Origin of the sequence: Corynebacterium occultum (assembly GCF_009734425.1) — a bacterium.
Taxonomy (GTDB): domain Bacteria; phylum Actinomycetota; class Actinomycetes; order Mycobacteriales; family Mycobacteriaceae; genus Corynebacterium; species Corynebacterium occultum.
This window is the reverse complement of sequence record NZ_CP046455.1, coordinates 1569332-1581662: the sequence shown is the minus strand read 5'-3', so window position 1 is coordinate 1581662 and position 12331 is coordinate 1569332. Positions and strand designations below refer to the sequence as shown.

10 protein-coding genes are annotated in these 12331 nt (G+C 63.9%); 9 read left to right on the top strand and 1 reads right to left on the bottom strand.

The annotated features are described in order from the left end of the window. Position 1 precedes the first annotated feature (1 nt). From COCCU_RS07395 to COCCU_RS07370, 6 genes are all read left to right on the top strand, one after another. Positions 2-1312, top strand: coding sequence for a TRAP transporter large permease (locus tag COCCU_RS07395; RefSeq protein WP_156230919.1), 1311 nt, complete (start codon positions 2-4; stop codon positions 1310-1312). 138 nt (positions 1313-1450) lie between these two features. After that, positions 1451-2134 (top strand): HAD family hydrolase, encoded by a 684-nt coding sequence (locus COCCU_RS07390; protein ID WP_156230918.1) that lies wholly within the window; start codon positions 1451-1453, stop codon positions 2132-2134. A 15-nt stretch (positions 2135-2149) separates the two neighbouring features. Beyond that, positions 2150-2425 carry a phosphoribosyl-ATP diphosphatase gene (locus COCCU_RS07385; protein WP_197088495.1) on the top strand — a complete coding sequence of 92 codons (276 nt, stop codon included), beginning with the start codon at positions 2150-2152 and terminating at the stop codon, positions 2423-2425. 13 nt (positions 2426-2438) lie between these two features. Beyond that, a complete protein-coding gene (gene hisG / locus COCCU_RS07380) occupies positions 2439-3284 on the top strand; it encodes an ATP phosphoribosyltransferase (protein WP_156230916.1) in 846 nt (281 codons plus the stop codon). Positions 3285-3843: 559 nt separating this feature from the next. Then, positions 3844-5253 (top strand): aspartate ammonia-lyase, encoded by a 1410-nt coding sequence (aspA, locus tag COCCU_RS07375; protein ID WP_231598926.1) that lies wholly within the window; start codon positions 3844-3846, stop codon positions 5251-5253. 122 nt (positions 5254-5375) lie between these two features. Beyond that, the gene (locus COCCU_RS07370; RefSeq protein ID WP_156230915.1) at positions 5376-7070 is read left to right on the top strand and encodes a formate--tetrahydrofolate ligase; all 1695 of its coding nucleotides are present in this window, start codon (positions 5376-5378) and stop codon (positions 7068-7070) included. Positions 7071-7148: 78 nt separating this feature from the next. Here COCCU_RS07370 and COCCU_RS07365 read toward each other — a convergent pair whose 3' ends face one another. Beyond that, the gene (locus COCCU_RS07365) at positions 7149-7967 is read right to left on the bottom strand and encodes a tryptophan-rich sensory protein (protein WP_156230914.1); all 819 of its coding nucleotides are present in this window, start codon (positions 7965-7967) and stop codon (positions 7149-7151) included. A gap of 176 nt (positions 7968-8143) precedes the next feature. On the opposite strand from COCCU_RS07365, the gene COCCU_RS07360 reads away from it, so the two are divergent. From COCCU_RS07360 to COCCU_RS07350, 3 genes are all read left to right on the top strand, one after another. Beyond that, positions 8144-9688 (top strand): cryptochrome/photolyase family protein, encoded by a 1545-nt coding sequence (locus COCCU_RS07360; RefSeq protein ID WP_156230913.1) that lies wholly within the window; start codon positions 8144-8146, stop codon positions 9686-9688. A gap of 140 nt (positions 9689-9828) precedes the next feature. Continuing rightward, a complete protein-coding gene (locus tag COCCU_RS07355; RefSeq protein ID WP_156230912.1) occupies positions 9829-11355 on the top strand; it encodes an SDR family oxidoreductase in 1527 nt (508 codons plus the stop codon). A 165-nt stretch (positions 11356-11520) separates the two neighbouring features. After that, entirely contained in the window at positions 11521-12165 is a 645-nt protein-coding gene (locus tag COCCU_RS07350) for a lipocalin family protein (protein ID WP_156230911.1), read from the top strand. Positions 12166-12331: the final 166 nt, after the last annotated feature.

Sequence of the window (12331 nt, the reverse complement as noted above, 5' to 3'; positions counted from 1 at the left end):
CATGGAATGGTATACCTTTCTCCCGCTGTTCATCTGCGCCCTCGTGGTTGTGCTGCTGCTGCGCATCCCCGTCGCCTTCGGCATGCTCGGCATCGGCATCGTCTCCAGCTTCCTGATCTTCGAGAGTTTCTCCGCCGCCTCCAAACTCGTCGGCCTCAGCGTGATCAGCTCCGTCAACAGCTTCACCTTCTCCGCCATCCCACTGTTCATCCTCATGGGCGAAGTCCTTTTCCGCTCCCGCATCGCCCAAGATGCCCTCGCCGAAATCTCCATCCTGATGCGTGGCGTACCCGGGCGACTGCCCATGGTCTCCGTCGCCGGCGGCGGTGCCTTCGGCCTGCTCTCCGGCTCATCCCTGGCCAACACCGCACTCTTCAGCCGCACCCTGCTGCCGCAGATGCGCGACGCCGGTTACAACCGCGACCTCGCCGCGGGTTCCATCCTCGCCTCCGGTGGCCTGGCCATGGTGCTGCCACCCAGTGCACTGGGCATCCTCTGGGGCGGCATCGCACAGGTTCCGATCGGACCGCTGATGATGGCCGGCATCATCCCCGGCATCCTCATGGCACTGGGTTACGTCATCATCGTGCTCTGGCGCAGCCGCGGCGACCGGGATGTCAAGGTTCCCGGTACCAGCCGACGTTCCCCTGCCGAGGTCTGGCGCGGCTTCTTCAAAAACCTGCTGATCCCCGGCATCCTTGCCCTGATCATCCTGGGTCTGATCTTCTTCGGTGTGGCCACCCCCACCGAATCCGCCGCCCTCGGCGCCACCGCCAGCGTGATCATCGCCGCCATCATCGGCCGCCTCCGGCCCCGCGAACTCTGGGAAGCCGCCGTCGCCTCGGTCCGCACCACCACCACCATCTTCTTCCTCGTGATGGCCTCCACCCTTTACTCCCAGATCATGGCCTACATGGGAGCCACCCAGGGTCTGGTCGCCTGGCTGACCGAATCCGTCTCCAACGGCATCATCATGATGGCGATCATCATCATCTTGCTGGTCATCCTCAGTGCCTTCATCGACCAGGCCTCCATCATGATGATCACCGCACCCCTGCTGATGCCCATCGCCCTTCAATTCGGCTGGAACGGCATCTGGTTCTCCATCCTGGTCCTGGTGACCCTCCAGATCGGCAACATCTCCCCGCCGTTCGGCATGGGACTGTTCGTCATGAAGTCCACCGCCCCCTGGATCCCCATGTCCGCCCTCTACAAGGCCTCCATCCCCTGGATCATCTCCGACCTCATCGTCGTGGTCATCCTGGCCATCTTCCCCTGGCTGGTCATGGTCATCCCCAACCTCATGAGCTAGTTGATCCACCCCCATCCGGACCCCACACCTCCAGCGGTACTGTCGGGGTCCGGATATTTCCCAACCTGACACACTCACCTCCACCCCTCCTGGCACACTCACCCGACGAACCCCCACTGAGCTGCTAAAATATCCGCCATGCTCAAAGCGATCTTCTGGGACATGGACGGCACGATGGTGGACTCCGAACCACTGTGGGGGGTGGCAACCTACGAACTCAGCGAAGCCCTGGGCAGACGGCTGACCCCCGAACTGAGGGAATCCACCATCGGTGGCAGCTTTCCCAACACCCTCTCCATCTGCGCCCTCCACGCCGGTATATCCCTCAGCGAAGAGGACTACCCCCGCTACCGTCGCCGCATGTTCGACCGCATGGCTGAACTCTTCTCCGGCGACCTCACCCCCAACCCCGGGGTCAGGGAACTGCTCACCGAACTCAAGGCCCAGAACCTCCCCATGCTGGTGACCACCAACACCGAACGTGAACTCGCCGACAACTGCATCGACGCCGTCGGCCGGGACTTCTTCATCGGCTCCGTCACCGGCGACGAGGTCCCCGCCCCCAAACCCGCCCCCGACATGTACCTGGAGGCAGCGCGCCGGGTCGGGGCGAACCCCTCTGACTGCCTGGTCTTTGAGGACTCCTTTGCCGGCATGTCCGGTGCGATCGCTGCGGGTTGCCGGGTGATCGGGTTGCCGGAGGATCCGGATTCCCCGGTCCCGGAAGGGGTGGTTTTGCTGCGTTCCCTGCAGGGAAGCAACTCATTCCAGGGGGTCACGGCCGAGAAAGTCCACGAATGGTTCGACCGGATCCCGCAATAATTTCAGTGGCGTGGAATAATGCAACATGTGAAAAACTTCGACTCGCTCTTTGCTGAACTGACGGACCGCGCCACCAACCGACCGGAGGGCTCCGCCACAGTCGCCGCCCTGGACGCGGGTGTGCATAATATCGGCAAGAAGATCATCGAGGAGGCCGGTGAGGTGTGGATCGCCGCCGAGTACCAGAGCGATGAGGAGCTGGCTGAGGAGATGTCCCAGCTCATCTACTGGACCCAGGTCATGATGGTCTCCCGCGGACTGACCCCCGAAGACATCTACAAGAACCTCTAGGAGCACACCCCCGATGATCAAGATCGCTGTTCCCAACAAGGGTTCCCTCTCTGAAGCAGCCATGGAGATCCTCTCTGAGGCCGGTTATGCCGGTCGTGGGGACTCCAAGGAGCTCAATGTCTTCGACAAGAAGAATGATGTGGAGTTCTTCTTCCTGCGCCCCAAGGACATCGCCATCTATGTCGCCAGCGGTCAGCTGGACCTGGGCATCACCGGCCGTGACCTGGCGGCCGATTCCCGTGCTCAGGTTGATGAGGTGCTCACCCTCGGTTTCGGTGGCTCCACCTTCCGTTACGCCGCCCCCGCGGACCAGTCCTGGACCGTGGAGAAGCTGCAGGACAAGCGCATCGCCACCTCCTACCCGAACCTGGTCCGCGATGACCTGGCGGCCCGTGGGGTCACGGCCGAGGTCATCCGCCTTGATGGTGCGGTGGAGATCTCCATCCGCCTGGGTGTGGCTGATGCCATCGCCGATGTGGTCTCCACCGGCCGTACCCTGCGCAAGCAGGGGCTGACCCCCTTCGGCCCGGTGATCTGCGACTCTGAGGCTGTGGTCATCGGTCGGAAGGGCATTGAGCTCACCACGGAGGAGGCCCGTCTGCTGCGTCGCATCGAGGGTATCCTGCATGCGCAGAACTACCTCATGCTCGACTACAACATCCACCGCGAAAATCTGGAGGCTGCTGCGGCGATCACCCCGGGTCTGAAGGGTCCCACCGTCTCCCCGCTGGCCCTGGATGACTGGGTGGCTGTGCGTGCCATGGTCCCGAAGTCCAGCGCCAACAATGTCATGGATCAGATCGCCGACCTCGGTGGGCAGGCCATCCTGGCTTCGGAGCTACGCATCGCCCGGATCTGAGACACCCCCCTTTTCAAGAACCCACCTGTGAGGCCATGGCCTCACAGGTGGGTTCCGTCGTTCCCCGCCCACACCCCCGGAATCGGGGGGTGCGCGGCGTCGATAAGCTGGGTGTCGTGGGGGGTGACGCTGGGCCTGGGGATGCCGGAAAAGGGCAGGAAGTGCCCACCTGGTGCCTGAAGAGGAGGCCACGTGCTCAGGCAAGGTCCACCCCTTGCCCCCATTAAGGGTCTACCATGGGGCGGCAGCACGTGATATATCTAACAGTTTTCGAGGGAAAGGTTTCTTCATCATGACTCAGGGACAACAGCCGAAGAACGTCGACAGTGGAGCCCGCTCGGCTGCGAAGAAACCTGCCACCAAGCCTGAAGAAACCCCGGAAAACGGCGCAACCGACACCGGGAACCCTGAGACCGCTGCTGAGCACAAGATGCCGGAGAAGGATGCCTCCGCCGGCCAGAGTGCCGCGGACACCGTCGCCGCCAGCCGGAAGGACAATCAGAAGGCGGAGGCCCAGAGCGGGCAGGAACCGGCCCCGAAGCCGCGGCCGGGCTACCGCATGGAGGAGGATCTCCTGGGTTACAAGGAGGTTCCGGAGGATGCCTACTACGGCATCCACACCCTGCGGGCGATGGAGAACTTCCGGATCTCACGCACGACCATCAACGATGTCCCGGAGTTCATCCAGGGCATGGTGCAGGTCAAGAAGGCTGCGGCCATGGCCAACCGTCGCCTCCACACCCTGCCGAAGCTGAAGGCGGAGGCCATCGTCTGGGCGTGTGACCAGATCCTGGAACAGGGGCGATGCATGGACCAGTTCCCGATTGACGTGTTCCAGGGTGGGGCCGGCACCAGTCTGAACATGAACACCAATGAGGTGCTCGCGAACCTGGCGCTGGAGTACCTGGGGGAGGAGAAGGGCAGCTATGAGGTCCTCAACCCCAATGATGACGTCAACATGAGCCAGTCCACCAATGACGCCTACCCGACGGGTTTCCGGCTGGGTGTGTTCTCCGCCATGTCGAAGTTGATCATCCAGATGGATCTGCTGCAGTCCTCTTTCCAGGAGAAGGGCAAGGAATTCATCGACATCCTCAAGATGGGTCGCACCCAGCTTCAGGATGCGGTGCCGATGACCTTAGGGGATGAATTCGAAGCCTGGGCGCATAACCTGGCTGAGGAGCAGGCCACGCTGCGCCATGCCGCGGACCGTCTGCTGGAGGTCAACCTGGGTGCCACCGCCATCGGCACGGGTGTGAACACCCCGGCAGGGTACCGACACCAGGTCACCGCCTCCCTGTCGGAGGCCACCGGCCTGGACGTGAAGTCCTCCCGCGACCTGATCGAGGCGACCTCCGACACCGGTGCCTATGTGCTGGCGCACTCAGCGGTCAAACGCACCGCGATGAAGCTGTCCAAGATCTGTAATGACCTGCGACTGCTCTCCTCCGGGCCGCGGGCCGGGCTCAATGAGATCAACCTGCCGCCCCGTCAGGCCGGTTCCTCGATCATGCCGGCCAAGGTCAACCCGGTGATCCCGGAGGTGGTCAACCAGGTCTGCTTCAAAGTCTTCGGCAATGACATGACCGTCACCATGGCCGCGGAGGCCGGCCAGCTCCAGCTCAACGTCATGGAGCCGGTGATCGGGGAGTGCATCTTCCAGTCCATCCGGATGCTCGGCAACGCCGCTGACACGCTTCGCACCAAGTGTGTGGACGGCATCACCGCCAACCCGGAGGTCTGCCGTTCCTACGTGGACAACTCCATCGGCATCATCACCTACCTCAACCCCTTCATCGGCCACCACAATGGTGACCTGATCGGTAAGGAGGCGGCCGCCACGGGGCGGTCGGTGCGCGAGCTGGTCCTGGAGCGGGAACTGATGGATGAGGCCACCCTGGACCAGGTGCTGTCCAAGGAGAACCTGATGCACCCCACCTTCCGGGGCAAGCTCTACCTCGAGTTCTAGGGCCGGGCCTGGAACATTCCCGCACGGTGACTTCCCCCGGGTGCCCTGGGTGCGGGGGTCGGGGATGCCACCGGGCCTGATTTCGCCCTTCCTGAGGATCTTTGCTGACTAAGCTGAAAGTCATGACTGACAACAGCATTAATCTGGAACAGGATCCCAATAACCCCCTCTCCGATGTGGAGATCGCACAGGCCCACACCCTGGAGCCGATCGGGGACATCGCCAGCCGTGCCGGTGTTCCGGCGGCGGCTCTGATCCCCTACGGCAGCAACAAGGCCAAGGTGGATCTGAGCCAGCTGGACCGAGCTGAGCACGGCAAGTTGGTGCTGGTCACCGGCATCTCACCCACCCCGGCGGGGGAGGGCAAGTCCACCACCCTCATCGGTCTGGCGGATGCGCTGCGGGTGGCAGGAAAGAACGCCATCGCCGCAATCCGGGAACCCTCCCAGGGCCCGGTCATGGGCATCAAGGGTGGTGCCGCTGGTGGGGGTTACTCCCAGATCGTTCCCATGGAGGAGATCAACCTCCACTTCACCGGTGACTTCCACGCCATCACCTCCGCCACCAACACCCTGGCTGCGATCATCGACAACCACATTCAGCAGGGCAATGAGCTGGGCATCGACCCCCGCCGGGTGACCTGGCAGCGGTGCATGGATGTCAATGACCGGGCGCTGCGCGGTGTGGTCACCGGTCTGGGTGGACCCGCCCATGGGGTGCCCCGGGAAACCGGTTTCACCATCACCGCAGCCAGTGAGATCATGGCCATCCTCGGTCTGGCCACCGACCTGCCGGACCTCAAACGCCGGATCGGGGCCATCACCATCGGCCAGTCCCATGACCGCCAGCCCGTCACGGTTGATGATCTCGGGGTGGCAGGTGCCCTCAGTGCCCTGCTCAAGGAGGCCATCAACCCGAACCTGGTGCAGACCCTGGGGGGTACCCCCACCTTCGTGCACGGGGGGCCCTTCGCCAACATCGCCCACGGCTGCAACACCCTCCTGGCCACCCGCACCGCCCTGGAACTGGGTGATGTGGTGGTCACCGAAGCTGGTTTCGGTTCTGACCTGGGGGCGGAGAAATTCTTCGACATCAAGGCCCGGGCCGGTGGACTCAATGTCGACGGTGCCGTCATCGTCGCCACCATCCGCTCCCTGAAGTATAACGGTGGGGTGGCCCGGGAGAGTCTCAACGAAGAAAACCTTGAGGCGCTCGCCGCCGGTGTGGTCAACCTGGAACGCCACGTGGAAAATATCCGCAAGTTCAATGTGGAGCCGGTTGTCGCCCTCAACCTCTTCACCCTGGATTCCGAGGCGGAACGCGAGTGGATGACCACCTGGGCGAAGGACTTCGGGGTGGCCCTGGCAGAGGCTGAGGTGTGGGCCAAGGGTGGCCGGGGTGCCGCCAAGCTCGCGGAACTGGTGCTGGCGAACCTGGCGGCTGACTCCCGCCAGATCTACGACCCGGCGCAGGGTGTGGAGGCCTCCATCCGCACCATCGCCCGGGAGATCTACCGTGCTGATGACGTGGAGTTCTCCCCCCAGGCCGAGCGGGATCTGGCCACCATCCAGGAACACGGTTGGGATCAGCTGCCGGTCTGTATCTCCAAGACCCAGTACTCCTTCAGTGATGACCCCAAGGCGTTGGGCGCTGCGAGCGGACATACCCTGCACGTGCGGGAACTTCTGCCGCGCACCGGGGCCGGCTTCATCGTCGCCCTCACCGGTGATGTGATGACCATGCCGGGGCTGCCGAAGAAACCTTCCGCGCTCAACATCGACATCGACGAGCAGGCCCAGATCTCCGGCCTGTTCTGATACCTGCTTCTCAGGGCAACAGCCCAGCGGAACCTCGGTGGGGTTCCCGCTGGGCTGTTCTTCTGCCCGGGATCCGCCTCAGGGGCGTGGGGTTGTCCGCCGGAATCTGGCGGCAGCAGTGGCGAGCAGGATCAGCAGGGCTGCGGCTGCCGCCGACCAGGTCAGCACGGCCGCCTCGTACTGTCCCTCCGTCCGGGCCACGGCAATCCACCCCAGGCCCCAGGCGGTGGCCAGGGCAGGTGCCACACGCCCACCATCGAGTACCGCGATGAGGATACCCAGCACACCGGCCACGATGATGCCGACGACCCCGAGGGATACCTGCCGGAACAGGTCCACCTCCAGGGCGGCCAACCAGGCCCAGATGTTGGCGAAGGTGGCGACCAGTACCCAGCCGAAATACAGGCCGAAGGTGCCGTCAGTCAGGATCAGCTCCACCCAACCGGCGGTGCGGGGAGCCCCCAGGAGGTACATGATCTTGATGAGCACCGCCAACAGCAGGACAATCACCACCACCGAGGCAAAGAGCAGGCCGAGCTGAACCATCCAGATCCAGGCGGCGTTGAGCAGGACGGACAATAATGCCCAGGGTCTTAAACTGTGCTCCCGGGCGGAGCGACGGGCTGTGCCGGACAACTGCCAGAAGGCGTAGCCGGCCAACCCCAGGTAGATCACGCTCCAGATGCGGAAGGCCGGTCCGGCAGGTGCGAGCGGAGTGGAATCCGCGGACAGGGCACCACCGGCCGCCTGATTGATCGGGGTGCCGACGATCGCGCCGCTGCCGAGGAAGGCAGCCACGATCGCAACGGCGACACCGATGAGGACGATGAGCGGAAGGATCCAGCCTTGGCTGGGGGTGGATGTCTGGGTTGAGTTGTTCGCTGTGGGGTTTTTCATTCAGGGACACCTCCTGCACACCATGGTAGAGAGAATCCTCCTGACTGTGGGGCACCTCACGCTGCCTGGAGTCAGAGGAGGGGACGCAAGGATGATCACACCGCGGTGGTGCCCGAAGACTGTCAGGGCAGTCCCCAGCAGCCACTGTCCCCAACAGATCCGATTAAGTTGGAGCCATGAACCAGACACCAGCCCTCACCCGGATCCTGGCTGCACTCTCCACCCACCCACCCACACCCCCGGCACTCATGTGGTTCCGCGATGATCTGCGTCTCCGGGACAATGCGGCCCTTGCCGCAGCAGCAGAACAGGGGCCGGTGATCGCGGTATACATTCTCGAAACCCAGGAGAGGGAACATGTCCGCCCTCTGGGAAGAGCCACGAAATGGTGGCTCCACCACAGCCTGAGCCACCTCATCGACGACCTCGCAGCACACCAGATCCCCCTGGTCATCCTCCACGGCGACCCCCGCACCCTCATACCCGAACTGGTGGCACACACCGGGGCCGGCACCGTCACCTGGCACCGCCGCTACCATCACCCCCAACGCGAGGTCGACGCCGAGATCAAGGACACCCTGCGCTCCACCGGCATCACCGCGCAGAGCTTTCCCGGCCATCTGCTGGCGGAACCCTGGACCATTGAAACCGGACAGGGCGGGCCCTACAAGGTCTACACCCCCTTCGCCAAGAAACTCCGGACCAGTGTGCAGCACCCCGGGCCGGAACCGACGCAGCTTCACGGCCCCGGCGCGCACCCCGCACTGAGCACCACCGACCTGGCGGAGCTGGGCCTGCTACCCACCCACCCCTCACGCCAGGAACCAGACTGGGCGAAGGGCCTGCACCAGGCCTGGACCCCAGGGGAACACGGTGCCCAACGACGCCTGGACATCTTCCTGGAGACCCTGACCCGGCGCCCCGGAAAGAAGGGCTACGCCGAGGGTCGCGACTTTCCCGGCAGGGCCGTGACCAGCCGGCTCTCCCCACACCTGCGCTTCGGTGAAATCAGTGTCCACACCGTCTGGGAGGCCGTCACCAACCACACCGCCGAGACACCGGACACCACCGTCTTCCAGAATGAACTGATGTGGCGCGACTTCGCCTGGCACCGCCTCTACCACCGACCGGACCTGGCCACCGTTAACGTCCGCCCCGAATTCAACACCTTCCCCTGGGCCTGGGATCCCACCGAATTCGCCCACACCACAGCCGAGGGAAGAGATGGCCGACGCCACCCCGACATCCCACACCCTGGCCCATCCCCGCAGGAAGACACCACCATCCAGGATTTCCGCGCGGACCTCAGCGACTGGCGCAGCGGCACCACCGGCATCCCACTGGTCGACGCCGGCATGCGTGAACTCTGGGAAACCGGCCACATGCACAACCGGGTGCGCATGGTCGTCGCCTCCTTCCTCACCAAAAACCTCGGCATCCACTGGCGCCACGGTGAAGAATGGTTCTGGGACACCCTCGTCGATGCCGATCCCGCCAGCAACCCCTTCAACTGGCAATGGGCCGCCGGCTGCGGCGATGACGCCTCACCCTACTTCCGCATCTTCAACCCCCTGACCCAGGCCACCCGTTTCGACCCCCGGGCCACCTACATCAACACCTGGATCCCGGAACACGGCAGCCCCGACTACCCGGCACCCGTGGTCGACCTGAAAGAATCCCGGGCCATGGCGCTGGCCGCCTACCAGGACACCAGACATTAGAAAGACCTCAGCCTCCGAGCCCGGAGGGGGCGCGCCGGGGAGGTCAGGAGGATCCGCCGCTGGGGGAGTCAAGACCATCAATCTGCGTTGAATTCCCCGGATACCCAGCACAACCGTTCCGGGGTGTTTAGTCTTAGTCCATGTCTACCTCGTTGCCTGCCACCCTGGATTTCACCGCCCATCATCCGGCGCGGACTGTGCTGGTGACCGGAGCCTCCGGTTATGTCGGGGGCCGGCTGGTCACCGAGTTGCTCGCCGCCGGTTTCCAGGTTCGTGCCTCCTCGCGGAAAGCTGCGAGTCTGCGGCGTTTTGAGTGGAGTGATCAGGTGGAGCTGGTGCAGGCAGATCTTGGTGATGCCGAGGATGTCGCCCGGATCATGGCGGGGGTGGATGTGGTTTTCTACCTGGTGCATTCCATGGGGGATAAGGACCAGGACTTCGAGGAGGTCGAGGAGCGCACCGCCCGGACGGTGGCTGAGGTGGCTGATGCGGCGGGGGTGCGGCAGCTGGTCTATCTCTCCGGTCTTCATCCCAGGGACAAGAAGCTGGCGGAGTTGTCCAAGCACATGCGCTCCCGGGAACGGGTGGCCCAGATCCTCCTGGCCGCCAAGACTCCGACTCTGGTGTTCCGGGCGGCCACCCTCATCGGTTCCGGCTCGGCCTCCTTTGAGATCATCCGGCACCTGAGTGAGCGACTGCCCGTGATGGTGGCACCGCAGTGGATCAGTAATCGGATTGAGCCCCTGGCGATCCGGGATGCGCTCTATTACCTGGTGGCGGCGGCTGATCTGGGGGAGACGGTGAACCGGCAGTTCGATATCGGGTGCGGGCAGAGCTATGAGTTCGCTGACCTGCTCCGGATTTATGGTCGCCTGAACGGGTTGACCCGCCGGGTGTTCTCGTTGCCGTTGCCGCTGCCCATGGACAAGCTTTCGGGTGGGTGGATCGGTCTGGTCACCCCGGTGCCGGCTGGTCTGGCGGTGCCTCTGGCGCAGTCCATGGCTGAGGATGCGGTCACCGAGGAGCATGATATCGCCGAGATCATCCCGGATCCCCCGGGTGGTCTCATTGATTATCCCGCTGCGGTGGAGTTGGCGGCCAAGGCGGCTAAGGGGCGGGGAGTGCCCACCTCCTGGGACCGGAGCTGGACCAATGTCAGCGATGCGGCCGATAGTCTTCCCACTGACCCGGAATGGTCGGGGGATTCGGTGTATGAGGATGTGCGTTCGGGGGAGTCCGATCTGCCTGCGGTGAAGGTGTGGGAGGTGATCGAGGGGATCGGTGGGGTAAACGGCTGGTATTCCGCTCCTTCGCTGTGGCGCATCCGGGGGATCATGGACCGGCTTTTCGGTGGTCCCGGACTGGGTGGCAGGCGTGATCCCCGGCATCTGAGGGTCGGCGACCGGGTCGACTGGTGGCGGGTGGTGGAACTGGATCCGCCGCGCCGTCTGGTGCTGGCTGCGGAGATGAAGATCGACGGCCGGGCCTGGTTGATCATGGAGATTAAGGATCGCGGTGAGGGCTGCACCTACACCCAGCGGGCACTGTATGCACCCAACGGTGTGGTCGGCCGGCTCTACTGGTGGGCGGTGGCGCCTTTCCATTTCTTCATTTTTCCCATCATGTTGCGCAAGATTCTGAGTGCTGCAGAACGCAGGAACCCTTAAAACCCCCACCCTGCCACCCCTTGGTGTGAGCTGCGGGTTTTCCCGGGGCTTGAGTTCATCGGGAAAAACCCGGGGGGGGAGAGGTTTAAGATGTTGTACAGTATTGCTACACCAAGGTTAATATTTGAATTACGTTTAGTAATTCTCTGATTGAAAGGCTTCACCATGCGCCGTCTCCTCACCTCCCTGGGCACCATCGCTCTCGCCGCCACCCTCCTGACCCCGGTCGCCGGGGCCCAGGACCTCTTCGACGGTGGTCGCCTCGGTGGCGGTTCCTCCCAGCTCATCCCCAGCGGTTCCTCCACCGGCAGCCAGCTTGCCGAGATCGAGGAAGCGGTGGATCTGGAGCGTTATGCCGGCACGTGGTACCAGGTGGCCGCCCTTCCGCAGCCCTACACCCTGCAGTGCGCCCGTGACACCACCGCCGAGTACGCGGTGATCGACGAAGACACCATCTCGGTCCGCAACTCCTGCGGCACCCTCTTCGGCCAGGATTCCGTTATCGAGGGCACCGCCACCACCCGCTCCGACGCCTCCCTGCGCGTCAACTTCCCCGATGTTCCCTTCCAGGACCCGAATGGCCCGACCAACTACCGGGTGACCTACCTCGCGGAGGACTACTCCCTGGCAGTGGTCGGTGACCCCAACCGCACCTCCGGTTTCGTCCTCTCCCGGACCCCGGACCTGAGTCCCCAGCAGTGGTCCCAGGTTCGTGAGACCGTCGAGTCCCGCGGTTTCTGGTCCTGCTCCTTCCTCACCGTCCCGATGGCAGAGGGCCGCGGTGACATTGCCCCGCTGTGCACCCAATAAGAAGATCGCACCTGGACAACGTCTGACCCCCGCACACCCCAGACCTGAGGATGACTCCGGCGACAGGGGATGAGGGGACAGGCATGTCTCGTACTTCCTGAGTTTGGCCTTCCTGAGTTTGGCGCTGAGGTGGCCAACTCTGCAGTGAGCGCGGAAACAGTGCAGT